The organism is Ruegeria sp. AI3, assembly GCF_056541245.1.
On sequence record NZ_JBQFYA010000009.1, the window covers coordinates 64,543 to 89,080 of the forward strand.

The 24,538-nt window shown below is 59.6% G+C and carries 28 protein-coding genes; 13 read left to right on the plus strand and 15 right to left on the minus strand.

Annotated elements, in window-relative coordinates; translation table 11 throughout:
• Positions 1-48: 48 nt before the first annotated feature.
• The 4 genes from pheS (at position 49) to ACRZ95_RS14300 (ending at position 5,296) form a co-directional block, all read left to right on the plus strand.
• A complete protein-coding gene (gene pheS / locus ACRZ95_RS14285; protein WP_170678623.1) occupies positions 49-1,122 on the plus strand; it encodes a phenylalanine--tRNA ligase subunit alpha in 1,074 nt (357 codons plus the stop codon).
• Between the two features lie 368 nt (positions 1,123-1,490).
• Positions 1,491-2,294 (plus strand): prolyl oligopeptidase family serine peptidase, encoded by an 804-nt coding sequence (locus ACRZ95_RS14290; RefSeq protein WP_170678625.1) that lies wholly within the window; start codon positions 1,491-1,493, stop codon positions 2,292-2,294.
• A 78-nt stretch (positions 2,295-2,372) separates the two neighbouring features.
• Positions 2,373-4,769, plus strand: a complete 2,397-nt coding sequence (gene pheT / locus ACRZ95_RS14295; protein WP_170678627.1) for a phenylalanine--tRNA ligase subunit beta — start codon at positions 2,373-2,375, stop codon at positions 4,767-4,769.
• An 80-nt stretch (positions 4,770-4,849) separates the two neighbouring features.
• Positions 4,850-5,296, plus strand: coding sequence for a YtoQ family protein (locus ACRZ95_RS14300; RefSeq protein ID WP_170379140.1), 447 nt, complete (start codon positions 4,850-4,852; stop codon positions 5,294-5,296).
• Positions 5,297-5,344: 48 nt separating this feature from the next.
• On the opposite strand, the gene ACRZ95_RS14305 is transcribed toward ACRZ95_RS14300, so the two are convergent.
• The gene (locus ACRZ95_RS14305; RefSeq protein WP_170678629.1) at positions 5,345-6,043 is read right to left on the minus strand and encodes a glutathione S-transferase N-terminal domain-containing protein; all 699 of its coding nucleotides are present in this window, start codon (positions 6,041-6,043) and stop codon (positions 5,345-5,347) included.
• Between the two features lie 211 nt (positions 6,044-6,254).
• Here ACRZ95_RS14305 and ACRZ95_RS14310 point away from each other — a divergent pair, with 211 nt between their 5' ends.
• Positions 6,255-7,067: a mechanosensitive ion channel family protein gene (locus ACRZ95_RS14310; RefSeq protein ID WP_247748119.1), complete on the plus strand. Its 813-nt coding sequence runs from the start codon at positions 6,255-6,257 to the stop codon at positions 7,065-7,067.
• 196 nt (positions 7,068-7,263) lie between these two features.
• Here the strand turns inward: ACRZ95_RS14310 and ald are convergent, their stop codons facing one another.
• Entirely contained in the window at positions 7,264-8,382 is a 1,119-nt protein-coding gene (gene ald, locus ACRZ95_RS14315) for an alanine dehydrogenase (RefSeq protein WP_170678631.1), read from the minus strand.
• A 138-nt stretch (positions 8,383-8,520) separates the two neighbouring features.
• Here ald and ACRZ95_RS14320 point away from each other — a divergent pair, with 138 nt between their 5' ends.
• Both ACRZ95_RS14320 and ppk2 read left to right on the plus strand, forming a co-directional pair.
• On the plus strand, positions 8,521-8,979 hold the full coding sequence (locus ACRZ95_RS14320) for an Lrp/AsnC family transcriptional regulator (RefSeq protein WP_170462590.1): 459 nt from the start codon (positions 8,521-8,523) through the stop codon (positions 8,977-8,979).
• A gap of 220 nt (positions 8,980-9,199) precedes the next feature.
• Complete coding sequence (gene ppk2, locus ACRZ95_RS14325; protein WP_170379135.1) at positions 9,200-10,117, plus strand: polyphosphate kinase 2; 918 nt, start codon at positions 9,200-9,202, stop codon at positions 10,115-10,117.
• 51 nt (positions 10,118-10,168) lie between these two features.
• Here ppk2 and ACRZ95_RS14330 read toward each other — a convergent pair whose 3' ends face one another.
• Together ACRZ95_RS14330 and rpsU are read right to left on the minus strand one after the other, a co-directional pair.
• Positions 10,169-11,335: a CAP domain-containing protein gene (locus ACRZ95_RS14330; RefSeq protein ID WP_170678633.1), complete on the minus strand. Its 1,167-nt coding sequence runs from the start codon at positions 11,333-11,335 to the stop codon at positions 10,169-10,171.
• Between the two features lie 291 nt (positions 11,336-11,626).
• Positions 11,627-11,833, minus strand: a complete 207-nt coding sequence (gene rpsU, locus ACRZ95_RS14335) for a 30S ribosomal protein S21 (protein ID WP_005614280.1) — start codon at positions 11,831-11,833, stop codon at positions 11,627-11,629.
• A 111-nt stretch (positions 11,834-11,944) separates the two neighbouring features.
• Here rpsU and ACRZ95_RS14340 point away from each other — a divergent pair, with 111 nt between their 5' ends.
• Positions 11,945-12,637: a COQ9 family protein gene (locus ACRZ95_RS14340; RefSeq protein WP_170379132.1), complete on the plus strand. Its 693-nt coding sequence runs from the start codon at positions 11,945-11,947 to the stop codon at positions 12,635-12,637.
• Positions 12,638-12,692: 55 nt separating this feature from the next.
• Positions 12,693-13,691, plus strand: coding sequence for an NAD(P)H-quinone oxidoreductase (locus tag ACRZ95_RS14345; protein ID WP_170678635.1), 999 nt, complete (start codon positions 12,693-12,695; stop codon positions 13,689-13,691).
• 11 nt (positions 13,692-13,702) lie between these two features.
• Here ACRZ95_RS14345 and ACRZ95_RS14350 read toward each other — a convergent pair whose 3' ends face one another.
• Positions 13,703-14,560, minus strand: coding sequence for a DUF2189 domain-containing protein (locus ACRZ95_RS14350; protein WP_170379128.1), 858 nt, complete (start codon positions 14,558-14,560; stop codon positions 13,703-13,705).
• A gap of 193 nt (positions 14,561-14,753) precedes the next feature.
• Between ACRZ95_RS14350 and ACRZ95_RS14355 the strand changes: the two genes are divergently transcribed.
• Positions 14,754-15,737 (plus strand): quinone oxidoreductase family protein, encoded by a 984-nt coding sequence (locus tag ACRZ95_RS14355; protein WP_170678637.1) that lies wholly within the window; start codon positions 14,754-14,756, stop codon positions 15,735-15,737.
• A gap of 54 nt (positions 15,738-15,791) precedes the next feature.
• Here the strand turns inward: ACRZ95_RS14355 and ACRZ95_RS14360 are convergent, their stop codons facing one another.
• The 10 genes from ACRZ95_RS14360 to ACRZ95_RS14405 form a co-directional block, all read right to left on the minus strand.
• Positions 15,792-16,322 carry a porin family protein gene (locus tag ACRZ95_RS14360; RefSeq protein ID WP_170678639.1) on the minus strand — a complete coding sequence of 177 codons (531 nt, stop codon included), beginning with the start codon at positions 16,320-16,322 and terminating at the stop codon, positions 15,792-15,794.
• Between the two features lie 267 nt (positions 16,323-16,589).
• Positions 16,590-17,063: a YHS domain-containing (seleno)protein gene (locus ACRZ95_RS14365; protein WP_170678641.1), complete on the minus strand. Its 474-nt coding sequence runs from the start codon at positions 17,061-17,063 to the stop codon at positions 16,590-16,592.
• A gap of 191 nt (positions 17,064-17,254) precedes the next feature.
• Complete coding sequence (locus tag ACRZ95_RS14370) at positions 17,255-17,524, minus strand: hypothetical protein (protein ID WP_170639853.1); 270 nt, start codon at positions 17,522-17,524, stop codon at positions 17,255-17,257.
• The gene (gene plsY / locus ACRZ95_RS14375; RefSeq protein ID WP_170678643.1) at positions 17,521-18,126 is read right to left on the minus strand and encodes a glycerol-3-phosphate 1-O-acyltransferase PlsY; all 606 of its coding nucleotides are present in this window, start codon (positions 18,124-18,126) and stop codon (positions 17,521-17,523) included. The genes ACRZ95_RS14370 and plsY overlap by 4 nt, the downstream gene beginning before the upstream one ends.
• A complete protein-coding gene (pyrC, locus tag ACRZ95_RS14380; protein ID WP_170678645.1) occupies positions 18,126-19,406 on the minus strand; it encodes a dihydroorotase in 1,281 nt (426 codons plus the stop codon). The genes plsY and pyrC overlap by 1 nt, the downstream gene beginning before the upstream one ends.
• Positions 19,403-19,855, minus strand: coding sequence for a hypothetical protein (locus ACRZ95_RS14385; protein ID WP_170678647.1), 453 nt, complete (start codon positions 19,853-19,855; stop codon positions 19,403-19,405). Before ACRZ95_RS14385 ends, pyrC begins: the two co-directional genes overlap by 4 nt.
• Positions 19,852-20,238 (minus strand): hypothetical protein, encoded by a 387-nt coding sequence (locus tag ACRZ95_RS14390; protein WP_170678649.1) that lies wholly within the window; start codon positions 20,236-20,238, stop codon positions 19,852-19,854. The genes ACRZ95_RS14385 and ACRZ95_RS14390 overlap by 4 nt, the downstream gene beginning before the upstream one ends.
• On the minus strand, positions 20,223-20,741 hold the full coding sequence (locus ACRZ95_RS14395; RefSeq protein WP_170678651.1) for a hypothetical protein: 519 nt from the start codon (positions 20,739-20,741) through the stop codon (positions 20,223-20,225). Before ACRZ95_RS14395 ends, ACRZ95_RS14390 begins: the two co-directional genes overlap by 16 nt.
• A complete protein-coding gene (locus tag ACRZ95_RS14400; RefSeq protein ID WP_170491099.1) occupies positions 20,738-21,673 on the minus strand; it encodes an aspartate carbamoyltransferase catalytic subunit in 936 nt (311 codons plus the stop codon). Before ACRZ95_RS14400 ends, ACRZ95_RS14395 begins: the two co-directional genes overlap by 4 nt.
• Before the next feature lie 163 nt (positions 21,674-21,836).
• Positions 21,837-22,469, minus strand: coding sequence for a scavenger receptor class F, member 2 (locus ACRZ95_RS14405; RefSeq protein ID WP_170678653.1), 633 nt, complete (start codon positions 22,467-22,469; stop codon positions 21,837-21,839).
• 83 nt (positions 22,470-22,552) lie between these two features.
• Here ACRZ95_RS14405 and ACRZ95_RS14410 point away from each other — a divergent pair, with 83 nt between their 5' ends.
• Genes ACRZ95_RS14410 through ACRZ95_RS14420 form a run of 3 tightly spaced genes read left to right on the plus strand, consistent with a single transcriptional unit; the run spans position 22,553 to position 24,533 of the window.
• The gene (locus ACRZ95_RS14410; protein WP_170678655.1) at positions 22,553-23,317 is read left to right on the plus strand and encodes a uracil-DNA glycosylase; all 765 of its coding nucleotides are present in this window, start codon (positions 22,553-22,555) and stop codon (positions 23,315-23,317) included.
• Positions 23,317-23,916, plus strand: a complete 600-nt coding sequence (locus ACRZ95_RS14415) for a metallophosphoesterase family protein (protein ID WP_170678657.1) — start codon at positions 23,317-23,319, stop codon at positions 23,914-23,916. Before ACRZ95_RS14410 ends, ACRZ95_RS14415 begins: the two co-directional genes overlap by 1 nt.
• On the plus strand, positions 23,913-24,533 hold the full coding sequence (locus ACRZ95_RS14420) for a LysE family translocator (protein WP_170639861.1): 621 nt from the start codon (positions 23,913-23,915) through the stop codon (positions 24,531-24,533). Before ACRZ95_RS14415 ends, ACRZ95_RS14420 begins: the two co-directional genes overlap by 4 nt.
• Positions 24,534-24,538: the final 5 nt, after the last annotated feature.

Here is a 24,538-nt window from a genome sequence, read left to right on the forward strand (position 1 = left end):
CGCGGGGCTGGCCCGATAGCAGGTTGGCGACCAAATTCAGAGGGCGTCATGGACGATCTTAAGGCAAAATATCTGGGCCAAATCGCCGAGGCCGGCGACGAGAACGCGCTTGAGGCGATCCGCGTCGCTGCCGTGGGCAAAAAAGGCGAGGTCGCGCTGAAGATGCGCGAGCTGGGCAAGATGACCCCCGAGGAACGTCAGGTCGCAGGCCCGGCGCTTAATGCCCTGAAGGATGAGATCAACGCGGCGCTGGTCGCTAAAAAGGCTGCTCTAGCCGATGCTGCGCTGGATGAGCGTCTGCGCACCGAATGGCTGGACGTCACCCTGCCGACCCGCGCGCGCCGTGAGGGCTCGATCCACCCGATCAGCCAGGCGACCGAGGAACTGACCGCGATTTTTGCCGAGCTGGGCTTTGCCGTGGCTGAAGGTCCTCGGATCGAGGACGACTGGTATAATTTTGACGCTTTGAACATCCCCGGTCACCACCCCGCGCGGGCCGAAATGGACACGTTCTACATGCATCGTGGCGATGGCGATGACCGCCCGCCGCATGTGCTGCGGACGCATACGTCTCCGGTGCAAATCCGCTCGATGGAGAAACAGGGCGCGCCGATCCGCGTGATCTGTCCGGGCGGTGTATACCGCGCCGACTATGACCAAACCCATACGCCGATGTTCCATCAGGTCGAGGGGCTGGCGATTGATAAAGACATCTCGATGGCGAACCTGAAATGGGTTCTGGAAGAGTTCGTGAAGGCCTTCTTCGAGGTCGATGATGTCGAACTGCGCTTCCGCGCCTCGCACTTCCCCTTCACCGAACCTTCGGCCGAGGTCGATATTCGCTGTTCCTGGGATAACGGCCAGCTGAAGATCGGCGAGGGTGACGACTGGATGGAGATCCTCGGCTCCGGCATGGTCCACCCCAAGGTGATCGCCGCTGGTGGGATTGATCCAGAGATCTACCAAGGCTTTGCGTTCGGGATTGGGATCGACCGTCTGGCGATGCTGAAATATGGCATTCCGGATTTGCGGGCGTTCTTTGATTCTGACCTGCGCTGGTTGCGGCACTATGGCTTTGCGGCGCTGGATATGCCGAACCTGCATGGTGGTTTGTCGCGGTAAGTGTATCCGCTGGGCGTTTATCTGGCTCGCTACTTCGATTGGTGGAGTGAGCGAATAACGAGCGCTCCGGTGCGGTGGGTCTTAGCTTTATTTATTGGTCCTGTCGTGTTGTCTTTGGCCCCCACCATGCCAGCGTTTGAGATCACCTTAGCGCTACTAGGCTTTGCGCTTATTGTTTTTGTCTATCCTGGTCTGTTGGTCGGTTACGTCCGGTATGGAATCCAGTTTCGGCAAGAGCGCGAAGAACTAGAGCAGATTAAAAAAGTGCAGGTAGCGATTAAGCAGACTAAAGCCCAAAGCGCGGCTTGTTACAGCTTCCCACAGTGTTGTGACGTGACAGTTGGCATCAGGCGGCTAGGCTCCGGCCTATGATCTATCGACTGCTTCTTCTGCTGCTTACCGCAACCCCGGCACTCGCCATGGGGCCTTGGAAATCCGATTGCCATGGCGATACGGCCTGTGAGGTCGGCGACCGCTCTTACCATGTGCTGGAGCCTGAGGGGTGGGACGGCGAAACGCCTCTGCCAGTGTTGTTGCATTTCCACGGCTGGGCGCGGCAGGGGACCGTGGTGGTGAACCATCAGCGGATTGCGGGCGCGACCAAGCTGCGGGGCGTGCTGCTGGTGGCCCCGAACGGGTTGGGTAAAAGCTGGGATTTCTGGACCTCGGACACCGGCGACGTGCCCTTCGCCGACCGGGTTTTGGAGGATGTGGCCAAGCGCTATCCGATTGATCCCGAACGCATCTATGTCTCGGGCTATTCTTTCGGCGGCGCGATGGCGTGGCGCTATGTCTGCCAGTCAGGCAATGACGTCGCCGCCCTGCTGGCCGTTGCGGGCAGCATTCGCCAGACCGAGGACTGCCCGGAAGGCCCGCGGGAGGCGCGCCATGTGCATGGTCTCAGCGATACGGTGATGGATTTTCCCTATGGCGAGAATGGCGATACGACCTATCCGGTGGCCCTTTGGCGCTCGAAATACGACTGCCACGACGCGACCCCGCGCGGGGATTGGAGCGTGGTGCCGATCCTGACCCTCAGCCGGGTGGAATGGACCGATTGCGCGCAGGGGCAGGTGGTGCTGGATACCCATCCCGGCGGGCATTTCATCCCCCACGGCTGGATCGGGCGGCAATTGGACGAGCTTTTGGGCCGCACCCCTACCTATCCGTGACCCGCAGCGCTTGCACCTTGGCGCATTCTTTGTCATTGCCTGTGCCGACTGGATATCTGCCAAAAAAGGCCCCGAGCAATGAAATTCACTCTGTCCTGGCTGAAAGACCACCTCGACACCGATGCGTCGGTTGATGAGATCACTGAGGCGCTGACCGATCTTGGCCTTGAGGTCGAAGAGGTCGTGAACCCGGCGGACCGTCTGGCGGGCTTTACCTTGGGCCATGTGAAACATGCCGAGAAACACCCCGACGCCGACAAGCTGCGCGTCTGCACGGTGGCGACGGATGAGGGCGATCTGCAGATCATCTGCGGCGCGCCCAATGCGCGCGAAGGCATCACCGTCGTGGTCTGCAAACCGGGCATGTATATCCCGGGTCTGGATATCACCATCAGCGTCGGCAAGATCCGAGGCGTTGAGAGCTTTGGCATGATGGCCTCGGAGCGCGAGCTGGAGCTGTCGGATGAGCATGACGGTATCATTGAACTGCCGTCAGGCGAGGTCGGCGACACATTTGTCGATTGGCTGGCCGAGAATGACCCCTCCAAGATCGACCCGATGATCGAGATTGCGATCACCCCCAACCGCCCGGACGCGTTGGGCGTAGCAGGTATCGCGCGCGATCTGGCTGCGCGCGGCGTTGGCACGCTGAAAGAGCGCGCCTATGCGCCGGTGCCCGGCGATTTCGACAGCCCCATCAAGGTGACGATCGACGAGGATACGCTGGACGGCGCGCCTCATTTCACCGGCCGTCTGATCCGTGGCGTCAAGAATGGCCCCAGCCCGCAGTGGTTGCAGGATCAGTTGAAGGCAATCGGTCTGCGTCCGATCTCGGCCTTGGTCGATATCACCAACTACATGACCTACGACCAGAACCGCCCGCTTCACGTGTTTGACGCGGACAAGGTGCAGGGCAACCTGCGCGTTCACCGTGCCAAGGGCGGCGAGAAGCTGGTGGCGCTGGACGAAAAAGAATACACGCTGCAGCCCGGCATGATGGTGATCTCGGACGACAAAGGACCTGAGTCCATTGCCGGTATCATGGGCGGTGAGGAAACCGGCTGCACCGAAGAGACTGTGAATGTCTTCCTCGAAAGCGCGTTCTGGGATCACGTGCAGATCGCACTGACCGGTCGTGCGCTCAAGATCAACTCGGATGCACGCTATCGGTTCGAACGCGGTATCGACCCGGAATACACGCTGGAAGGGTTGGAGCAGGCGACGCAGATGATCCTGGATATCTGCGGCGGTGAGGTATCCAAAGTGGTTGAGGCCGGCAAGGCTCCGAACCATGCACGGGCCTACAAGTTGGATGCGGCGCGAGTGCAGTCTTTGGTCGGGATGGATATTCCCGAAAGCGAGCAGCGCCAGACTCTGACCCGTCTGGGCTTCCGTCTGGAAGGCGAGATGGCGCATGTGCCCAGCTGGCGTCCAGATGTCATGGGCGAGGCCGATCTGGTGGAAGAGGTCGCGCGGATTGCATCGCTGACCAAGCTGCAGGGCAAGCCCTTGCCGCGCGTGAGTGATGGCATCCCGAAACCCGTAATAACCCCGACACAACGTCGTCAGTCGATGGCGCGACGTACCTGTGCCGCGTTGGGGTATAACGAATGCGTCTCATATACCTTCATCGATCAGGCCTCGGCCGCGCTGTTTGGCGGCGGTGATGATGCGACGCGTCTGGAAAACCCAATCTCATCCGAGATGAGCCATATGCGCCCCGATTTGCTTCCCAGCCTGCTGCAAGCGGCGGCGCGCAATCAGGCACGCGGTTATGCTGACGTGGCCTTGTTCGAGGTCGGTCCTGTCTTCCATGACGGCGAACCGGGTGATCAGAAGACACAGATCTCCGGCCTGCTGGTTGGCCGCAACGGTCCCAAAGACGTCCACGGCGCGTCCCGCCCGGTTGACCTCTTTGATGCCAAAGCGGATGCCGAGGCAGTTCTGGCCGCAATCGGCGCACCGGCAAAGGTTCAGATACTGCGCGACGGAGACGCCTGGTGGCATCCGGGTCGTCACGGCAAGATCTGCCTCGGCCCGAAAAAGGTTCTGGGCGTGTTTGGTGAGTTGCACCCGCGCATCCTGCAGGCGATGGATATCAAAGGCCCGGCGATGGCATTCACCATCTGGCCGGATGAGGTGCCGCTGCCTCGTAAATCCGGCGCAACCCGCGCCGCGCTGGAACTGCGCGATCTGCAAGCCGTCGAGCGTGACTTTGCCTTTGTGGTCGATGATACTGTCGAAGCTCTGACTTTGGTGAACGCTGCGGCGGGGGCCGATAAGGCCCTGATCGAAGACGTTCGCGTTTTTGATGAGTTCATCGGCGGGAGCCTCGGTGAGGGCAAGAAATCTCTGGCCATCACCGTGCGGTTGCAGCCGAAAGACGAGACGCTGAAAGAAAAGGATATCGAGGCAGTGGCTGAGAAGATCATTGCCAAGGTGTCAAAAGCCACAGGCGGCGTTCTGCGCGGCTAAGGGTTATCCACCCTCGGTCACAAGATTTTTAGAAAGATGAAGGGGCGAATGCGCCCCTTTTTCATGGGAGGAAACGCAAGATGTTGAAAGTTTATCTTTCTGGTGAGATTCACACCGATTGGCGTGAGCAGATCATTTCGGGTGCGGAGGGGCTGGATGTCACGTTCAGCAGCCCAGTGACCGATCACGCGGCCAGTGATGATTGTGGTGTCGCCGTCTTGGGCGCAGAGCCGAACAAGTATTGGCACGACCACAAGGGCGCGATGGTGAATGCGATCCGTACGCGCAAGGGGATCTCGGATGCGGATGTAGTGGTTGTCCGGTTCGGTGACAAATACAAGCAGTGGAACGCCGCCTTTGATGCGGGCTACGCCGCCGCTTTGGGCAAATCGATCATTGTGCTGCACGGCCCCGATCATCAGCACGCGTTGAAAGAGGTCGATGCCGCCGCGCTGGCAGTTGCGGAGGAACCGCGCCAGGTGGTGGAGATCCTGCGCTATGTTCTGACCGGCGCACTGCCGGGCTAGGTTGCGAAAAGGGCTTGCGCGCCGGGATGGTCGCAAGCCCTTTTGGTGTCAATCGCGGGCGGGTGTCACCAAGCCTTTTTGCACGGCGGGGCGGTCAAGGAACCGATCTAGATAGGCGGTGAGATTGGCGTGGTCATCCCACCCAACGACCTCTTTAGCGCCATAGAAATCCAGCCCGCGCAGCCAGGGTGCGATGGCCATATCGGCGATCGAGTAGTCTCCGGCGATCCAGTCCTGACCCTCGAGTTCCTGGTTCAGGACGTTGAGCAGGCGTTTGACCTCATTGATATAGCGCTCGCGCGGGCGGGGGTCTTCGATCTCGCTGCCGGCGAATTTGTAGAAAAAGCCCAATTGTCCGAGCATCGGCCCTAGGCCACCCATCTGGAACATCAGCCATTGCGTGACGCGATGCTTGTCGGTGGCGGATTGGCCAATGAACTGCCCGGTTTTTTCGGCCAGATAGAGCAGGATCGCGCCACTCTCGAACACGCCAATGGGGGTGCCATCCGGGCCATTGGGGTCAATGATCGCGGGGATCTTGTTGTTGGGGTTCAGCGACAGAAACTCGGGGCTTTTGACATCGGCATCGGCCAGGGTAACCTTGTGCGCCTCATAAGGCAGGCCGGTTTCTTCCAACATGATCGAGGCCTTGACACCGTTGGGTGTCGGGAAGGAATAAAGTTGTAGGCGATCAGGGTGTTGCGGCGGCCATTTGGCCATGATCGGGAAAGAGGCGGTGTCCAGCATGCGAAAGCTCCTGTTCGGGCGATTCCGTTCGAGTAAGGCACGGAGCCGTGTATTTGTCAGCCCCCCAAGCTGTGCAGTGTAGGTCACCCTTTGTTTGCTGGCGAACAATGGGGAAAACTGCCGTAACTCGCACCTAGACCGATTTGCGTTTTTCACTCACAATTCAGCGAGTCCCGCGCGAAAGCCGCGGGATTGATGTTTGAGAAAGGAAATGCGCGTGGATGAAGTTGCAACACAGGTGGGTGCATTTGCGCCTCTGATCATGAGCGCGGTCAAGGCGCTGATCGTACTGATTTTGGGCTGGATCGTTGCTGGAGCAATCGCTGGCATGGTGCGGCGGCGCATCAACGCAACGCCGCAGATCGACCCGACACTAGGGAACTTCATGGCCAGCCTTGTCAAATGGGCGATCCTGGCGATGGTTCTGGTCGCTGTTCTCGGGATTTTCGGGATCCAGGCGACAAGCATCGTGGCCATTCTGGGTGCCGCGTCTCTGGCGATTGGTCTGGCGCTGCAAGGGACACTCAGCGACTTGGCAGCAGGTGTGATGCTTGTGGTGTTCCGGCCGTATAAACTGGGCCAGTTTGTCGACATCGGCGGGACAGCGGGGACGGTGAAAGACCTCAACCTGTTCACGACCGAATTGGTGACGCCGGACAATGTGCAGATCATTGTGCCAAACGGACAATCCTGGGGGTCGATTATCACCAACTACTCGGCACATGACACGCGCCGTGTGGATTTGGTGTTCGGGATCGACTATGGCGACAGTGCGGATGAGGCGATGAAGATCATTCTGGATGTTGCGAACGCGGATGCGCGTATTCACAAAGATCCGGAGCCCTGGGTGCGTGTGACCAACCTCGGCGATAGCTCGGTCGATCTGACCGCACGTCTGTGGTGCGCAGCGGCGGACTATTGGGATGTGAAATTCGAGCTGACCAAAGCTGTGAAAGAAGCCTTCGATGCGAAAGGCGTCTCAATCCCCTACCCACATTCGGTGGAGATCCACAAAGAGGGCTGAACGCTCCCGCCCGTCGCGCGGGCATTGGGAATGCCCTCCTCCCGTTGGGCCAAGCGCCGCACATTCGTGCGGCGCTTTCGTTTTTTGCGCATGAGGCGTCAATCAAGACCAACCGCGCCGCGCCAATAGGCGTGGCGCCATGCCCAACGCTGTAAATCGCCTTTTGGTAAAAAGGCGATTTCAGGGGCGGGAGTTGTTACGACTTGATCACCACGTTGGGGGAGACAACGTCGATGCCAAGGGCTTTGCCCACCGCATAGTAGGTCAGTTGCCCGGCGTGAACGTTCAGACCCGCCAGCAAGTGCGGGTCGTCCTGACACGCCTGTTTCCAGCCTTTGTCCGCCAGTGCCAGCATGAACGGCATCGTCGCGTTGCCCAAAGCGATGGTCGAGGTCCTGGCCACCGCGCCCGGCATGTTGGCCACGCAATAGTGCATCACTCCATCGACTTCGTAGATCGGATCGGCATGAGTCGTTGCGCGCGAGGTTTCAAAGCAGCCGCCCTGGTCGATAGCCACGTCCACCAGCACCGCACCTGGCTTCATCGTCGACAGCTGCTCTCGACTGATCAGCTTCGGAGCGGCAGCGCCAGGGATCAGAACGGCTCCGATCACCATATCGGCGTCCCGGATCAGTTCAGCCGTAGCGCCAGCCGTCGAGTATTGGTTTTTGAATTGCCCGCCGAATACGTCATCCAGATAGCGCAGCCGAGGCAGTGAGCGGTCAAGAACCGTCACATCTGCGCCCATACCTGCTGCGATCTTAGCCGCGTGAGTGCCGACGACACCTCCACCAATCACGACGACCTTGGCCGGACCAACGCCGGGAACGCCACCCATCAGCACGCCTCGGCCACCATTGGCCTTCTGCAGGGTCCACGACCCGACCTGAGGCGCCAGACGGCCCGCAACCTCGGACATGGGCGCGAGCAGAGGAAGACCGCCGCTTGCGTCTGTGACGGTCTCATAGGCGATTGCGGTACAGCCCGAGGCCAGCAGGTCGTGGGTCTGATCCGGGTCCGGAGCGAGGTGCAGGTAGGTGAACAGCAACTGGCCTTCGCGTAGCATCTTGCGCTCACCGGCCTGAGGCTCCTTTACCTTGACGATCATGTCGGCCGTGGCAAAGACCTCTTCTGCTGTGTCCACGATGCCCGCGCCAGCAGCGACATAGGCGGCATCGTCGAATCCAGCGCCAATGCCGGCACCGGATTCAATCAGCACGTCATGTCCGCGCGCAACCGCTTCCTGCGCGGCGTTGGGCGTCATGCCGACGCGAAATTCCTGGGGTTTGATTTCCTTGGGGCAACCGATTTTCATCTGCACCGTCTCCGTTCATAAACTGCCTAAATTATGTGCAATTCAAGGCGCAATTTTTGTGAAACAAGACGGGGCTTTGTGTTTTTTGTCGGAAGATTTTCGCGTAAACTGCTAAAATCTCGCAAAGGATTTGCAGCAATGAGCCTAGACACGACTGATCGGAAGATACTTTCTGCACTGCAGCGCAATGGTCGAATGTCAAATGCCGAGCTGTCGGAGCAGGCGAACCTGTCCCCCTCGGCCTGCCATCGCCGGGTACAAAGGCTTGAGGCTGACGGCTATATCCGCAATTACGTGGCTTTGCTGGATGCGCGCAAGATGAATGTGCCGACGACCGTCTTTGTCGAGATCACATTGCAGGGCCAGGCCGAAGAAGTTCTGGACGCGTTCGAAAAGGCGGTTTCGCGCATCCCGGACGTTCTGGAATGCCATCTGATGGCCGGAACTGCTGACTACATCCTGAAAGTGGTGGCCGAAGATACCGAGGATTTCGCCCGGATCCACCGTCAATACCTGTCACGGCTGCCCAAAGTGGCGCAGATGCAAAGCTCTTTTGCTTTGCGCACGGTGTTCAAGACAACCGCCCTACCGGTTTGAAAGGCGCCTATTTTCTGCGCGTAGAAAGGCAAAGGACTGCCTTGCGTCAATTCTACGGCTTGTATCCCCGGGGCGGGGCGTCCAAAATTGAGACGACGAGACCCTCGCGCTGCGCCTCCCCCTGATCCCGGCAGCGCGATGTCATCAATTGATCTGATGACATCAGGCGGTTACACAAACCTGCCAGGGTGGGAACCCGAAGAATAATAAGGAGTTGACCTTGGCCTACGAAAACGATGGCGCCCCCAAAGACTGGTTGGAGGCTGAGCTGGAAGATACGCTGGATGAGGACTTCGAGATCGAATTCAGCGAGCCGATGCTGTCGATGGAAGTTCGCAAGATCTATCGGGAACAGCATCCGGACATGCTGGACCGAAAGGTCTATTTCCGAAACCTGCTGCGCCTTCAGGCTGAGTTGATCAAGGTGCAGGACTGGGTTCAGCACACCGGTGCCAAGGTCTGTATACTGTTTGAAGGCCGTGACAGTGCGGGCAAGGGGGGCGTGATCAAGCGGATCACCCAGCGCCTCAATCCGCGCGTGGCGCGGGTGGTTGCCCTGCCAGCCCCCAGCCGCCGGGAACAAAGCCAGTGGTATTTCCAGCGCTACGTGCCGCACCTGCCGGCGGCCGGTGAGATCGTTCTGTTCGATCGCTCCTGGTACAACCGTGCAGGCGTGGAACGCGTAATGGGTTTTGCGACCGAGGATCAGGTCGAACAGTTCTTTCAGGACGTTCCGGAATTTGAGCGTATGTTGGTGCGCTCTGGGATCATCTTGCTGAAATACTGGTTCTCGATCACGGATGAAGAACAACAGCTGCGCTTCCTTATGCGTATCCATGACCCGATGAAACAGTGGAAGCTTTCGCCGATGGACCTGGAATCCCGCATCCGGTGGGAATCCTACACCAAGGCGAAAGAGGATATGTTCTTCCGCACCAATATCCCCGAGGCGCCATGGTACATTGTGGAAGGTAATGACAAGAAACGCGAGCGCCTGAATTGTATCGAGCATCTTCTGACCATGATCCCCTATACGGACGTTCCGCATGAGAGGGTCAATCTGCCCGATCGCCGCTACAATCCGGACTACGAACGCCGCGTTCTGCCCGACGAGCTGCACGTGCCCAAGATCTACTGATCGTGTTGTGAGGATGCGAGGCAGCGGACTGCCTCGCATCAAGATAAGCCGTCAGGCGACGTCCATCATGCAATCGAAATTGAAGAAGTTGACGAAGAAGACGTCTCCGGAATCGTCCGATGCCATCTCCGGGCACGACTTGTCATCCGAGGATGGGTCCATATCGTCGACCATCACCAGATCCAAGTCATCCTCGGGTTCTTCCGGAGTCATGACGTCATCATTCCAGGCGAATTGATCCAACTGCGTCTGCAGCTGTTGAATGAACGCCTCAATTTCGGCGAGGAAAGCTGCGACGTCGAAACAACCGCTATCAGGGTCCTCGGTCTCGGTGACATCGGTCTCGGGCTGCTCAGGTTCCGGATCTTCGGTCTCTGTGACGTCAGTTTCGGGCTGCTCGGGTTCCGGGTCTTCAGTCTCAGTAACGTCAGTTTCGGGCTGTTCGGGTTCCGGGTCCTCGGTCTCGGTGACATCGGTTTCGGGCTGTTCCGGTTCCGGGTCTTCGGTCTCTGTGACGTCAGTCTCCGGCTGTTCAGGTTCCGGATCATCCGTCTCTGTGACATCGGTTTCGGGCTGCTCGGGTTCCGGGTCCTCTGTCTCTGTGACATCAGTCTCAGGCTGTTCCGGTTCCGGATCTTCCGTCTCGGTGACATCGGTTACCGGTTGTTCCTGAGTTGCGTCTTCGGTTTCCGTCACATCTGTTTCCGGCTCCTCGGGCACTGGATCTTCAGCCGGGGGCGGCGTCATAGCGGTGTCGTCGCTGTCCAACACGACCTCTGCGTCAGTGGTGGCAAAGTTCTGCGTCACCATGACCGCGTCAAAGCCCTGCATGTCGCCCGTCTCAACCCCGATCCCGATATATTTGAAATCGGGGTTCAGAATGTTGGCCCTGTGGCCGGGGCTGTTCATCAGGTTCTGATGCAGTTGCGCGACATCATCGCTGATGCCTGGGGCGCCGCGCTCGGATTGCCAGGCGATATTCTCGCCCGTGCGCCAGCTGCCTTCCAGATCGAAACCGGCCGACTGCATGCGCTGGGTTGCGCTGGATCCGCCCGATCCGGTGTGGCTGAACCGGTCCGTATTCAGCATCCATGCGCTGTGGTCTTCTGATGACTCGTTAAGCTGTCTTTCAAGTTGCAGGGGGTCCAGACCGCGGGATGTGCGCTCTTGGTTGATGAGCGCCAGCATCTCTCGTTCTACTTCACTTGCTGTAGACATTTTTGCCTCCGTTTTATGTTTTGTCTGAGTGGACGAGCCCAGTTATCGGGGCCACCAAAGACATGAACAGAGAGGCGATGAAAATCGGCGCTTTTCGGCGGGTCGGTGCAGTCGGACGCAGATTCGCTGCGCTGGAAAACGCCGAGAAAGAGGCGAGACTAAGGCTCGGCGAGTTATCGCACTGGTTGTGCAGGGGCGCGGGCAAAAACGCACTTAGAAACGACAAACCCCCGGGCGATGCCTCGGGGGTCGTCAAATAGTGTCATCCAAAGCTGGACGAGCGTCAGGTACTTAGAGCAAACCTTCGCGCTGTGCTTTCTTACGTGCCAGTTTACGGGCACGACGGATCGCTTCAGCCTTCTCGCGCGCTTTTTTCTCGGACGGTTTCTCGAAATGTTGCTTCAGCTTCATTTCACGGAACACGCCTTCGCGCTGCAGCTTTTTCTTCAGGGCACGAAGCGCCTGATCGACGTTATTGTCGCGAACACTAACCTGCATGTGGTTGTCACCACCTTTCTAGATAGAGTTGCAAGGAAATTGCAGGAGTTGGCCGTATAGCAAAGCCGCTCTATCTTGTCTAGTACTGTGCCCAAGCACCGGAGAACCGCCATGACCGTCACTTACGAAGACACCAAACAACAGCTGCTGGACGCGATCCTGATGCATGTTCCGTTCGATGGCTGGTCCGAGGCCAGTTTCCGCGCGGCCGTTGTCGATTGCGATCTGGATGACGGTCTGGCCCGTGCGATCTGCCCGCGCGGCGCGGTCGATCTGGCGCTGGCCTACCACGCGCGGGGCGATCAAGTCATGCTGGACAGAATCAAGTCCACCGACATGAGCGAGCTGAAGTTTCGCGAAAAGGTTGCCGCCGCCGTTCGGTTCCGACTTGAGGCGGTCGAGGACAAGGAGCTGGTGCGCCGGGGCATGACCCTGTTTTCACTGCCCAACCACGCCGCGGACGGGGCCAAGGCCGTTTGGGGCACCTGTGATCTGATCTGGGATGCGCTGGGTGATACGTCGGATGATGTAAATTGGTACACCAAGCGCGCAACCCTTTCGGGGGTCTATTCGTCGACGTTGCTGTTTTGGCTGGGGGATGATTCGCCGGATCACCAGAACAGTTGGGCGTTTCTGGATCGTCGCATCGAAAACGTGATGCAGTTCGAAAAGCTCAAGGCGCAGGTGAACGGCAACCCGCTGCTCAAGCCCTTGCTGGCCGTTCCGAATTGGTTTGCAGCTCAGGTGAAACCTCCGATGAAGATGCGGGCTGATTTGCCGGGGATGTTGAACCCGCGCAAGTAAGCATCTGGGCCTTTGCTTTTTGGCCTGCTAGGCATTGGGCAAAGGAGATTTGCCCATGACCTCGCCCGAAACCCAGACAATGCGTGCCGTCGAAATCACCGAGCCCGGCGGCCCTGATGTCCTGCAACTAACCGAACGACCGATTCCTGAGCCGGCGGCCGGTCAAGTCGTGTTGAAGGTGGCCTATGCCGGTGTCAACCGACCGGACGCGTTGCAGCGCGCGGGGGCCTATGATCCGCCTCCTGGTGCAAGCGATCTGCCGGGGCTTGAAGCCTCGGGCGAAGTGGTTGCCCTTGGCGCGGGTGTTGAGGAGCTCTCGATCGGTGACAAAGTCTGCGCGCTGCTTCCGGGCGGCGGATATGCTGAATATGTCGCCACGCCCGCCGCGCATTGCTTGCCTGTCCCCGATGGCATGGACCTAAAGCAAGCCGCCTGCCTGCCCGAGACCTTTTTCACAGTCTGGTCGAATGTCTTCACACGCGGAGGCCTGAAAGCAGGTGAGCGGTTCCTTGTCCATGGTGGCTCAAGTGGTATTGGGACGACCGCGATCCAACTGGCGAACGCGTTTGGCGCGCGTGTCTTTGCGACGGCGGGCTCGGCTGAGAAATGTGAGGCCTGCCTCAGCTTGGGCGCCGAAAAAGCGATCAACTACCGGGATGAGGATTTTGTCGGGGTTATGCGGGCCGAAGGGGGCGCGAACCTGATCCTCGATATGGTTGGAGGCGATTATATCCCGCGCAACGTGAAAGCGCTGGCCGAGGATGGGCGTCTGGTTCAGATCGCCTTTTTGCAAGGACCCGTGGCCGAGTTGAACTTTGCCCTGATGATGGTGAAACGCCTAACGCTAACCGGCAGCACGCTGCGTCCGCAAAGCGATCTGGCCAAGGCAAAGATCGCTCAGGACCTGCACGAGGCCGTCTGGCCGCTTCTCTCTGCAGGCAAGGTCGCGCCGGTGATGCACAGCGAATTCCCTCTGGCCGAGGCTGCCGCGGCGCACGCGCTCATGGAAAGCTCGCGGCATATTGGCAAGATCGTTCTGAACGTCTCAGGCTGACGCCTTTTGGGTCACGCCACGGCGCGCCGATAGAGGTGCCATGTTGCGTGACCCAGAACGGGCATTACTATGATCAGCCCCAGCAGCATCGGGATCGCGCCCAGCACCAGCAGGGTCGCGACGATGAAGCCCCAGCCCATGATGACGCCGGGATTGTGGCGCAGCACGCGAACGGATGTCACAACGGCCACGGGCAGCCCTACCTTACGGTCCAGCAGAAGCGGGAAGCTGACAACGCTGACCGCCAGCGCAATCAAGGCGAAAAAGAACCCCGCAGCGGTGCCGAAGATGACCATTGTCCACCCCGCACCGGTGGTCAGGACCTCGGTCGCAAATGCGCCCAGCGAGGCAGGCGGTTCGGGGCCGAGCGTCTGCGCATAGACGCTCTGGGCAACCATCAGCCAGACAAGCAGCAGCAGGACCAAGTAGAACCCAAGCGCCAGAATGGCCCCGAAGGAGGGCGATCGGAATACGCCGAACGCGTCCAGCCAATGGACCTCTCCGCCTTGTTCGCGCTTGCGGCTGATTTCATAAAGACCAACGGCCGCGATCGGGCCGATCAGGGCAAAGCCTGCAATCAGGGGGGCCAGCAACGGCACCAAGTCCATGTTCATTGCAAAGCCCACCATCAACAGCCCGGCAATCGGATAGATCAGCACAATAAAGATCGCATCCGCGCGGGTTTCCAGAAAGTCCGTGTATCCGGCCCTGAGGCAGTACTTCAGGTCGTCGAATGTGAGTGGCTGCACCATTGGCAGGTGGCGCACGTCCGAGCTGCCCAGGTGCGAGACGCTTTCCGAGACGTGATCGCTGGTTGCTCCAAGGCTTTGGGCCGCCCAGCTGATCGGATTACCGATAGTTTTTGCCATTTTGTTCCCTTCCTTGGCGAGTGGTGCGCCGCGGAATGGATCCGGCTGAGGGTTGCTCGTGGCCGGACCAGCCGGCAACGCCTGCATGCAGTATAGCACAGTTTTGGAAATTCCCGAATTGCCGCCGCCGCATCGCCCGGATTGTCTTGCCGCGCAGGCGTGTTAGCTTGAGCAAAGGCAAGAGGAGGTCAGAATGCAGCAAACTGCGCGTACAGTTGTCATTGAGGAATTCGGCGGGCCTGAGGTCCTACAGATAAAGGACCAGCCTTTAGGCGATCCCGGCCCCGGCGAAGTTCGCATTCGCCACGAGGTGTGCGGGTTGAACTTCATTGATGTCTATCAACGAACGGGCCTCTATCCTCTTGAATTGCCGCATGCGTTGGGGATGGAGGCTGCGGGCGTAATCGATGCCGTCGGCGAAGGCGTCACGCATTTGCAGCCGGGCCAACGCGCGGCCTATGCCAGCGCTCCGTCCGGCGCCTATTGCGAGGCGCGGGTGATGCCCGCAGCGCAAGTATGCCCTCTACCGGATAGCATCCCCTTCGAAATAGCCGCCGGGATGATGTTGAAAGGTCTGACAGTCGAATATCTGTTCCATCGCACCACCCCTTTGAAGCGCGGCGACACGGTTTTGTTTCACGCCGCTGCAGGCGGTGTCGGCCTGATCGCCTGCCAATGGGCGAAATCCGAGGGCATCAAACTGATCGGAACCGCGGGAACGGATGAGAAGTGCAGCCTGGCGCAATTCAACGGCGCGGCCCATTGCATCAACTACCGGACCGAGAACTTCGCCGAACGCGTCGCCGAACTGACCGGCGGCAAGGGTGTCGATGTGGTGATGGATTCCGTCGGGGCCGATACGTTTGACGGTTCATTGGACTGTCTGAAGCCCTTGGGCATGATGATTTCCTTCGGCAATGCATCCGGACCGGTGCCGCCGGTGAATATTGGCATTCTCGGGCAAAAAGGCTCGCTCAAGATCACCCGCCCGACGCTGTTCACGCATATTGCGGACCATGCGGTCTGTCAGGCGATGGCGCGGCGGTTGTTTGGCAAGGTTCAGGGCGGCGAGGTCAAGATCCATATCGACCAGCGCTTCCCTCTGGATCAGATTGCCGAAGCGCACCGCGCGCTAGAGGCGCGGCAAACCACCGGCAGCACAATTCTGGACTTGTAAACGCAAAGACCCGGCGCAGGACGCCGGGTCTGCTCCAGCACAAAACCAGAAAAATCAAAAGCGGTAGGCCGCTCGAATCTGCAGTGTTGTGGCGTCAACATCCACGCTGGACGAGTTGAAGTTGTTGAACTCGTGATACAGCAATTCGCCTGCGATGCTGACATTCGGGGCCACGATCTGCTCATAGCCTGCGCCGATGAACCAGCCGTCGTCGCTGCCCAGATTGTCGGTGCCTGCATCCGCATAGCCGCCAACGCCGTATAGAAGACCCTGAGGGTTAACCTTGTAGCCAGCGCGCACTTTGATCCGCCAGACGTCCTCGACAGTCGCGGGGCCGAGATCGATATTGGTCCAGTCATAGTCAAAGCCGCCACCCACGACCCAGTCGCCCAGATCGTAGTCATATCCAAGGATGATACCGCCAATCGCGCCATCACCATCGACGCCGGAGAAGCTGGTGTCCACGTCGATATAGCCCAATTGCAGACCGCCGTAGAACCCTGTCCAGTTGCCCGAGGATTGGGCCATCGCGGCCCCTGCCGCCAGGGTGGACGCCGCTGTCACAATTGCCAATCTGCCTATCATGTCTTGATCCTTTCATTCCAAATAACCGCGCGCCAATTTGTGGGTCTGGCTACGCATATCCATACTCAAATACGGCCCTGCCTCAGGACCGGATCATCGTTTGTGGCATATTCCGTACTAGGTCTTGGATCGTTCAGGCCGTCTGGCCCGATGTCCGCCCGTTAAATCCGGGTCTGTCTCAATAAGATAGTTAGTGTTTTCAAAGCTTCAAATAAAATGCGGCGGCAGATCACTCTGCCGCCGACGCGTGCTGTCAATTTCAGCGGATTATTGCTGCAGTTCAGCCGGGCTTTTGTCTGCGATGGTTTCCCAGTTGGTGCTGGCTTGCTCGATGAAGCCCGGGATGTCGCCTTCCCAACGTTCCTGAATGTCTTGCGACAGGTTCAGGTACAGTTTGTTGTCGACGATTTTCCAGTGGTTCGGGTCACCGTCGAATTTGAAGCCCATGGCCGCGCCGAAGGCGCAGTAGCCACCATATGCGGGCAGGTAGGCTTCGGGGTTGGCTTCAAATGCCACTTTGTTTTCTTCCGACGAGAAGCGGTACAGAGCGTCGTTGTGCAGGGCGGTGATGCGGTAGTCGCCTTTGGTTGCTTCGCCAGCGGTGAAATAGGCAACCGGGTCATAGCCTTGCATCGCCAGGCCGGTCGAGCTTGCGTTGAGTTCAACACCTGCGGCCAAGGTCGAAGTGGCCAGAGCAACAGACAGGGCAACGCCGCCGATCAGAGATTTAAACGTTTTCATAGCTTCACCTTTCGTGAAAGGGCCGCGCGACCTCGCCTGAATTGCGATTTGCGGACCCGGGGATTTTATCTTGTGAGACCGGTAATTGGCCGCCACGGACTGCAGATGGGAGGCGGCTTGATCACGTTCAAAACAATGAATTGTGATTGTGCCACGACACAGAGGTGCTGTGCAAAAATGCGGAATATCAATCAGATATCCGGGGTCAGCGCCAATACGAAATCCACCACTTTGGGGGCGGGCATTTCACAGGGACGCAGCAGCGCGCCGCTGTTTCGCGTCTGGTAGAGGTTCAGGCTGATATAGTCTGTCCCGCCTAGCTCATGCGCGACAAGCTTGTGGGATTTGCCCCCGGCCAGAACCTGCCGCGAAATCACATAGCGCTTGGTGTCTGCTCGGCCAGAGAACGTACCGGTGGGCAGGGCAAAAAATGCCGTCAGAAAATCCTCTGGCGGGGTCACGATTTCCCGATTTTCGGCTCGGTCCTGGATTTGATGCGGGCGACGTTGTCCTTATGGCGCCAGTAGATCAGGAAGGTCAGGGCAATTCCGAGGATGAATGTCGAACCGTCTGTTAGGGTGATGATCCAAGTGGTTGACAAGGCCGCTGCGGCCAGCGCTCCGGCCGAGGACATGCGCCAGATCGCGACGGAGACCAGCCAGGTCAGACAGCAAGCAACACCAACGCGCCAATCCAGCGCCAGCCAAAGGCCGATGAAGGTTGCAACGCCTTTACCGCCCTTGAAGGCAAGCCAAACAGGCAGGCAGTGGCCGAGAAAGGCCATCAGGGCGGCAATCTGCGCCGCGTCCTCACCTGCATAGGCGCGTGCCAGCAGGACCGCCAACGCCCCTTTGCCGCCATCCAGCAGCAGCGTCAGCGCGGCGGCCGGTTTGCTGCCGGTGCGCAGAACATTTGTTGCGCCGATATTGCCCGATCCGATCTGCCGCAGATTACCCAGCCCCATGACGCGCGCGATGATCAGACCAAAAGGGATTGATCCGATCAGGTATCCCAAGGCCGCCCACAGGGCGAGTACGGTCATTGAGCTGTCGATTTCGGGCATCAGGTTCTCCGGTACACGTCTTTGCCGGCCACATAGGTTGCAAGGACCTTACCTTGCATGCGCTGCCCGTCAAACGGTGTGTTCTGCGATTTCGATTTCAGGGCAAACCGGTCCAGCACAAAGGGCACATCCAGGTCGAAAAGAACCAGATCGGCAGGCGCACCCTCCGCCAGACGCCCGCTGTCCAGCCCCAACCGTTTCGCGGGATTCAGCGCCATGGCCCGGAACAGACTGGGCAGGTCCAGTTGCCCTGCATGGAACAGGCGCAGAGCTGCAGGCAGGAAGGTCTCCAACGCAACCGCGCCCGAGGCGGCCTCTTCAAACGGCAGGCGTTTGCTTTCTTCGTCCTGCGGCGTGTGCATCGAGCTGATGATGTCGATCAGGCCGGTGCGCACCGCTTCGATCACGGCCTGCCTATCATCCTCGGACCGCAGGGGCGGCTTGACCTTGAAGAAGGTGCGATAGTCGGCCACGTCCAGCTCATTCAGCGCCAGGTGGTGGATTGAGGTCCCGGCGGTGATGTCCAGCCCGTTGCGCTTGGCACGCTCCAACGCGGGTAGGGCGCGGGCGGTGGTTATCTGGTCGGCATGATAGGCGGCCCCGGTCATCTCTAGCAGGGCGATGTCACGGTCCAGCCCCATTCGTTCCGCCATGGGCGAGACGGCTGGCAACCCGCGCAAAGCAGCAAACTTACCGCTCGTGGCGGCGGCCCCTTTGCTCAATCCCGGTTCCTGAGGGTGCGCGATGACCAGCGCGCCGCAGGATTTGGCATAGGTCAGCGCGCGAGAGAATACCTTGGTGTTGGTGATGACATGATCGCAATCGGTGAAGGCGACCGCGCCCGCGTCCTGTAGAAATCCGATCTCAGTCATCTCACGCCCTTCGCGCCCCTTGGTAAGGGCGGCCATGGGCAGGACGTTTACAGGCGCATCCGCTTGCGCCCGCCGAGTGGCAAATTCCAGCGTTTCCGGCGTGTCGACCGCAGGCAAAGTGTCCGGACGAGTGACGATGGTGGTCACACCGCCCGCAGCGGCGGCCAGACCGGCGGATTTGTAGCTTTCCTTGTGCCGTTCACCCGGTTCGCACACCTTGACGCCGATATCGACAATACCGGGGGCGAGGCATTTGCCGTCGCAGTCGATGACCTCTGCGTTGATGGCAGGGGCGTTTCCGCCCCCCAGCGCCACGATGTGTCCGTTTTCGGCGTGTAGCCAGCCCAAGCTGTCCGTACCGGTTTCCGGGTTGATCAAGCGGGCATTGGTGAAAACGACAGAAGTCATGCTGAGGCCTCTCGGGCTTGGTTCAAGGCCGCCAAAGCGGCATCAGGGTCGGACAGGTATTCGAATACAAGAAACAGGCGGCGTGAAAACACCACGTTCTGACCGCTGCGATGGTAGTTCAACGCGTGGTCGATAGGGACGTGTTTGGGCTTGAAGATCTTGCTGATCCACCATGCGTTGCGGGTGGTCACCACATAGACACGACACGCGCGCAGCAGACGGTCGTACCACATGAGGAACATGACGAACCCCGTGGACCCGATGAGTTTCCAATAATCGCGCAAGGTGTCGGCGAACCACGGGCTGGCCAGCCAAGCCAGACCGAGGCTCAGGATCAGAAGCCGGTAAGCCCATCCCACATGAGGTGGAAAAAACCCCTGATGCGGTTGCCCGGTCCAGAGGACCTTTTCGCCCTCGGGGATATGGGTTCGCCACCAACCGTCGCTCATCCCGCGGCCCTTTCAATGGCGGCTTTGGTGGCGGCGGGGTTCGCTTGGTATTTGATGAGGTGCTTGTCGCCGGTCCGTGTCACAACCTGCACAAAGCTGCCCATCGTATTGACGGCTTCGATCTGGTTCAGCGCGACGACCCGAGGGCCGGGGCCGGTGAGGGTGGTGTCAGACAATTCCCACGTATTGTTCAGCTCTTCCGAGGCCAGATACCAGGCGCGAAAACCGATGGCGGCCAGCCCGGCTGGCGCGCCGGTCCAGACATAAGGGTTGCCGATCAGCCACAGCACCAGCATCGCGCCCGCCATCGCAATGGCGGCGAGGGTCAGGTTGGTCTGGATATAGGCGCGTTTGTCCGGGGTGAAGGTTACAGGATCAGCCATAGGGCACCTCCGATAACAAGCAGGGCGAGCACCGCCATCAGGGCCGATCCGACACGGCGAGGGGCATCATTGTCGATGGGCGCCTGCGGGGCCGCGAAAGGCTTGGCGCTTTCAGTTTCTATCGCACCGCCGGTCCAGTTCGTCGACTCTTCGGTGAACAGTCCCAGCAAATGCAGACGAGGATCAGGGTTCAGCTGCGCCGCGCGTCCACCAAAGGCCGCGCTGCGGACGACCATGACCCAGCCTTCGATGGCGTCAAGCATGCTGCGATCCAATTGATCCTCGAACACACCGCCGCCCTCGTGCAAATAGCCAAAAAGCCCAAGGTCTTCGAGGTCGGAGACCGGGAAAATGTCAATTTGATCGGCGTCCAAACCATCGACACCCAGAACCTGATCGGCCGCGCCGGGTTCGCGTAGGAACTTGGCCTCTTCCGGGCGCATGTCCAGCGCGAACAGGCGGATCACGCCGTGTTCATGGGGGGCGACGGTCAGATCGCTCATGCGACCTCACGCAGGTTGCGGGCCAGAAGCTCCATCGCGGCCATGCGGACGGCGACGCCCATTTCGACCTGTTCCTGAATGACGGATCGGTTGATGTCGTCGGCCAGCGTGCCGTCGATCTCAACCCCGCGGTTCATCGGTCCAGGGTGCATAACAATGGCATCGGGTTTGGCCTGCGCCAGTTTGGCGGCATCCAAACCGTAGCGGTGATAATACTCGCGCTCTGAGGGGATGAAGCCGCCATCCATCCGCTCTTTCTGAAGGCGCAGCATCATGACCACGTCGACGTCTTTTAGGCCCTCGTTCATGTCGTCATAGATCTCGGCGCCGAACTCGGCGAATTGCGAGGGGACCAGCGTCGGCGGGCCGATCAGGCGGATGCGGTTCTCCATCTTGCCAAGCAGGATCAGGTTCGATCGCGCCACGCGGGAATGTGCGACGTCGCCGCAGATCGCGATATTCAGGCGATGCAACCGGCCCTTGGCCCGGCGGATCGTCAGAGCGTCCAGCAAGGCCTGTGTCGGGTGTTCGTGCCGCCCGTCGCCCGCGTTCAGAACCGCGCAATTCACCTTCTGTGCCAGTAGGTCCACGGCGCCTGAATGAGGATGCCGCACCACCAGCAGGTCGGGATGCATCGCATTCAGTGTCATGGCGGTGTCGATCAGCGTCTCGCCCTTTTTGATCGAGCTGGCCTGCATCGCCATGTTCATCACATCCGCGCCCAATCGCTTGCCTGCTAGCTCGAAACTGGCCTGCGTGCGGGTCGAGTTTTCGAAGAACATGTTGATCTGAGTTAGCCCCGACAGAACGTCCGAATGCTTGGTCGACTGGCGGTTCAGGTCGACGTATTTTTCGGCCAAATCCAGAATGGCGGTGATATCGGATTGCGACAGATGCTCGATGCCAAGAAGGTGACGATGGGCAAAACGCATGGCGGGCTCCTGTCTGACAATCGGACCGCTTATAGAAAGCCACGCGGGCAGAGGCAACCTAAAGCGTTTCGGGTTTTATCTGAATCACTCTACGACACGAATGTGCCCCCGAACGCCGCAGGCGTGGCAGGGTATTCGTGTCTTAAGTTAAACCCGAAACGCTCTATGGTTCCGACCCTTCGGGCAGATTCTCGCACCCGCCTTCGGGCAGGCATTGCTCGCCGGGTTTGCACCACTTTCCATAACCACAGTCGATGGCCTTGATCGGAACGCATCCCTGATGGTCCGAGCATTTGAAACCGGGGCGGCATTGCGATCCGGTTTCCTCGCACAAGAACCATCCGGGACGCGTGCATCCGCCTCCCGGCAGGCACGACGACCCGCGCGCGCAGGTCAGGCCATCATCGCATATTTGCGGCGGGTCAAGGGCCTCAGGCAAACTGGGGTTCAAGTCGGGTATGGTTTTTTCACATTGCCCGCGCGCACTGCAAAAGCTGCCTGAGGGACAATCAAGACTTGAGGTGCAAGCGTTTGCCGCGGCAGGCGCGCAGCGTGTGCCACCCGCGACGCAGCGCTCGAACGCGCCACAGCTGCGACCGCCGCCGCAATAGGTTCCGCCCAAGGGAATGCAGTGACCATCAAAGCTGCACCTCTGCCCGCCCGAGCAGCAGCGGCTGCCGCAGGCAAACTGACCCGCCCGGCATTGATCCGCCCCGCCAAGCAACTGGGCCGAGGCGGGTTCGCCGCCGAGGGCAAGCGCCAAAGCTACCAGAAGGAATCGCAGAAAAGACAGCATGACGCCCGCATGGTCGGTCTGTCCCGGTGCCGAGGCAAGGTCTATTCGCTTTCCCTCAGGCAAAAGCTGGTTAGATTGAGGGCATGGAATCGGGCTTGGACTATCACACTGCAAAGGCGCTGCTGGAATGGCAGATCGAACTGGGCGCGACCGAGGCGATCGGGGACGCGCCGATTGATCGCTATGCCTTGCCGGATACGACGCCCAAGGCGAAGAAGCCTGCAACCCCGCAAACCGCGCCGGAAAAGCCCAAACAGGTTGATCCAGTTGCGAATGCCAAAGCGGCCGCTCAAGGTACCGCGTCCCTCGACCAGCTGCGCGCGGTGATGGAGGCGTTCGATCATTGTGAGCTGAAGCGCGGCGCGCGACAGTTGGTCTTTGCCGATGGCACTCCGGGTGCGCGGGTGATGATCATTGGCGAGGCTCCGGGCCGGGATGAGGATCGCGAAGGTAAACCCTTTGTTGGTCGGGCCGGGCAGCTGTTGGACCGTATGCTAGCGGCGATTGATCTGGACCGCGCGCAGGATGTCTACATCACCAATGTGCTGCCCTGGCGCCCACCGCAGAACCGCGACCCAAAACCCGAAGAGATCGGCATGATGAAGCCGTTCTTGGAACGTCACGTGGCGCTTGCCAAACCCGAAGTGCTGGTGGTGATGGGCAATATCAGCTGTCAGGCGGTTTTGGGCAAACGCGGCATCACACGCTTGCGCGGGAGTTGGGATCAGGCGCTGGACCTGCCTGTCATCCCGATGTTCCACCCCGCGTACCTGCTGCGACAGCCGCAGATGAAACGACAGGCTTGGGCTGATTTGCTCGAGCTGAAAGCGCGACTAGGGGCTGGATGATGCGTATCCTGGCGTTCTCGGACTTTCACATGGCACGTAACCGGGCGGCTGATTTGGTGGCGGCCAGCGCCGATGCGGATTTGGTAATCGGGGCCGGGGACTATTGCAACATGCGGCAGGGGCTGGATGAAGCGATGCAGATGCTTTCTGGCATAGCGGCACCGCTGGTTCTAATCCCGGGCAATGCCGAAAGCGCGGCCGAGTTAATGGATGTCGCCCCCGATGGCGTCCATGTGCTGCATGGCACGGGCATGACCGTCGACGGGTTGCGCTTGTTTGGCTTGGGCTACGGCGTGCCGGTCACGCCGTTTGGCGACTGGTCCTGTGACCTGAGCGAGGCCGAAGCCGCAGAGATGCTGGACCGTTGCGATGGGACGGATGTGCTGGTTGTTCACTCTCCGCCCAAAGGGTTTGGCGATACTACGTCGCAAGGGATGTCCGTCGGATCGGTCGCCGTGCGCGATGCGGTGGAACGCCTGCAACCGGAACTGGTCTTTTGTGGGCATATCCACGATAGCTGGGGCTATCGCGGGTCATTGGGTCGTTCAGAAATCGCCAATCTTGGCCCCAGAACAAATTGGTTTGAGGTTGCGATATGATCGAAACCGTTACTCTGCTGGCCTTTGTCCCTGCCGCGATGTTGCTGAATCTCACACCCGGCGCGGATATGATGTTCTGCTTCGGGCAGGGCCTGAAATCCGGACCCCGTCCGGCGCTGGTGGCAAGCGCCGGGATATCGCTGGGTTTGATGGTGCATGTCCTGCTGGCAGGGCTGGGCCTTGGAGCCTTGGTTAATTCGATGCCATGGCTGTTTGATGTCATCCGCTGGATGGGTGTTGCTTATCTGCTGTATCTGGCCTGGGGCGCAATCCGCAACGGAGCGGTCTCGACCGCAGGGCCAGCAAGGCCGACGCGCATGGCGTTTCGGGATGGGATGGTGGTGAACCTGACCAACCCCAAGATCGTTCTGTTCGTTCTGGCCTTTATCCCTCAATTTGTTGATCCTGCGGCAGGGCCAATCCTAGGGCAGTTTCTGATCTTTGGCGTGATCATCGCGCTGGGCGGGTTTGTCGTAAACGGGTTGGTGGGCGTGTTCGCCGGAGGTGCTGGACGTTTGCTGATCGGAAACCCGCGCGCCTCACGCATTATGGGGTGGGTGACGGGCGGGATTTTCACCGCGCTCGCGCTGCGGCTTGCAATCATGGAAAGGGCCTGACGCCT

Excerpts from the sequence above, each read along its gene's own strand:
- ACRZ95_RS14385 (WP_170678647.1), bottom strand. The coding sequence starts at position 19,855 with ATGAGCGACGGTTGGTGGCGAACCCATATCCCCGAGGGCGAAAAGGTC.
- ACRZ95_RS14330 (WP_170678633.1), bottom strand. The coding sequence starts at position 11,335 with ATGTCTACAGCAAGTGAAGTAGAACGAGAGATGCTGGCGCTCATCAAC.
- ACRZ95_RS14340 (WP_170379132.1), top strand. The coding sequence starts at position 11,945 with ATGACCGTCACTTACGAAGACACCAAACAACAGCTGCTGGACGCGATC.
- ACRZ95_RS14390 (WP_170678649.1), bottom strand. The coding sequence starts at position 20,238 with ATGGCTGATCCTGTAACCTTCACCCCGGACAAACGCGCCTATATCCAG.
- ACRZ95_RS14365 (WP_170678641.1), bottom strand. The coding sequence starts at position 17,063 with ATGAAAACGTTTAAATCTCTGATCGGCGGCGTTGCCCTGTCTGTTGCT.
- pyrC (WP_170678645.1), bottom strand. The coding sequence starts at position 19,406 with ATGACTTCTGTCGTTTTCACCAATGCCCGCTTGATCAACCCGGAAACC.
- ACRZ95_RS14320 (WP_170462590.1), top strand. The coding sequence starts at position 8,521 with ATGAGCCTAGACACGACTGATCGGAAGATACTTTCTGCACTGCAGCGC.
- ACRZ95_RS14290 (WP_170678625.1), top strand. The coding sequence starts at position 1,491 with ATGATCTATCGACTGCTTCTTCTGCTGCTTACCGCAACCCCGGCACTC.
- ACRZ95_RS14300 (WP_170379140.1), top strand. The coding sequence starts at position 4,850 with ATGTTGAAAGTTTATCTTTCTGGTGAGATTCACACCGATTGGCGTGAG.
- ACRZ95_RS14305 (WP_170678629.1), bottom strand. The coding sequence starts at position 6,043 with ATGCTGGACACCGCCTCTTTCCCGATCATGGCCAAATGGCCGCCGCAA.
- ald (WP_170678631.1), bottom strand. The coding sequence starts at position 8,382 with ATGAAAATCGGTTGCCCCAAGGAAATCAAACCCCAGGAATTTCGCGTC.
- ACRZ95_RS14345 (WP_170678635.1), top strand. The coding sequence starts at position 12,693 with ATGACCTCGCCCGAAACCCAGACAATGCGTGCCGTCGAAATCACCGAG.
- ACRZ95_RS14395 (WP_170678651.1), bottom strand. The coding sequence starts at position 20,741 with ATGAGCGATCTGACCGTCGCCCCCCATGAACACGGCGTGATCCGCCTG.
- ACRZ95_RS14405 (WP_170678653.1), bottom strand. The coding sequence starts at position 22,469 with ATGCTGTCTTTTCTGCGATTCCTTCTGGTAGCTTTGGCGCTTGCCCTC.
- rpsU (WP_005614280.1), bottom strand. The coding sequence starts at position 11,833 with ATGCAGGTTAGTGTTCGCGACAATAACGTCGATCAGGCGCTTCGTGCC.
- ACRZ95_RS14415 (WP_170678657.1), top strand. The coding sequence starts at position 23,317 with ATGCGTATCCTGGCGTTCTCGGACTTTCACATGGCACGTAACCGGGCG.
- ACRZ95_RS14355 (WP_170678637.1), top strand. The coding sequence starts at position 14,754 with ATGCAGCAAACTGCGCGTACAGTTGTCATTGAGGAATTCGGCGGGCCT.
- ACRZ95_RS14350 (WP_170379128.1), bottom strand. The coding sequence starts at position 14,560 with ATGGCAAAAACTATCGGTAATCCGATCAGCTGGGCGGCCCAAAGCCTT.
- plsY (WP_170678643.1), bottom strand. The coding sequence starts at position 18,126 with ATGCCCGAAATCGACAGCTCAATGACCGTACTCGCCCTGTGGGCGGCC.
- pheS (WP_170678623.1), top strand. The coding sequence starts at position 49 with ATGGACGATCTTAAGGCAAAATATCTGGGCCAAATCGCCGAGGCCGGC.
- ACRZ95_RS14420 (WP_170639861.1), top strand. The coding sequence starts at position 23,913 with ATGATCGAAACCGTTACTCTGCTGGCCTTTGTCCCTGCCGCGATGTTG.
- ACRZ95_RS14400 (WP_170491099.1), bottom strand. The coding sequence starts at position 21,673 with ATGCGTTTTGCCCATCGTCACCTTCTTGGCATCGAGCATCTGTCGCAA.
- ACRZ95_RS14410 (WP_170678655.1), top strand. The coding sequence starts at position 22,553 with ATGGAATCGGGCTTGGACTATCACACTGCAAAGGCGCTGCTGGAATGG.
- ACRZ95_RS14360 (WP_170678639.1), bottom strand. The coding sequence starts at position 16,322 with ATGATAGGCAGATTGGCAATTGTGACAGCGGCGTCCACCCTGGCGGCA.
- ACRZ95_RS14310 (WP_247748119.1), top strand. The coding sequence starts at position 6,255 with ATGCGCGTGGATGAAGTTGCAACACAGGTGGGTGCATTTGCGCCTCTG.
- pheT (WP_170678627.1), top strand. The coding sequence starts at position 2,373 with ATGAAATTCACTCTGTCCTGGCTGAAAGACCACCTCGACACCGATGCG.